Source organism: Oleiphilus sp. HI0067, assembly GCF_001635735.1.
On record NZ_LWFI01000478.1, the window covers coordinates 1 to 639 of the forward strand.

The 639-nt window shown below is 45.5% G+C and carries 1 pseudogene; it reads left to right on the forward strand.

The features are described 5' to 3' along the window. Positions 1 to 639, forward strand: a pseudogene (locus tag A3739_RS05780) (bifunctional aconitate hydratase 2/2-methylisocitrate dehydratase); the annotation flags it as partial.

Here is a 639-nt window from a genome sequence, read left to right on the forward strand (position 1 = left end):
ACGTTGCACTTTGGGCTGGTGAAAAGACTTCTCCATACATTCCATTCATCAACAACCGTCCAGTTGTAGCAGGTACTAACGGTATCGCGCCAATCTTCTTGACGACTGTTGGCGTAACAGGTGGTATCGGTCTTGACCTTAAAAACTGGGTTAAGAAAACTGACGCAAATGGCGAAGTTGTTCGTGATGAAAACGGCGATCCAGTATTAGAAGAAGCATACTCTGTTGCGACAGGTACTGTTCTTACTATCGATACAAAAGCGAAGAAGCTTTACAACGGTAGCGAAGAGCTTTCTGACGTTTCTGACGCATTCACGCCTCAGAAAGTTGAGTTCATGAAGGCTGGCGGTTCTTACGCGGTTACTTTCGGTAAGAAGCTTCAAACATTCGCAGCTGAAACATTGGGTGTTGAAGCGCCTGTTGTTTACGCAGCATCTAAAGAGATCTCAAACAAAGGCCAAGGCCTAACTGCCGTTGAAAAAATCTTCAACCGCAATGCAGTTGGCGTAACGTCTAAAACTCCTCTACATACTGGTTCAGACGTTCGCGTTAAAGTGAACATCGTTGGTTCTCAGGACACTACTGGTCCAATGACTTGCCAAGAACTAGAAGCAATGGCTGCTTCTACTATCTCTCCAG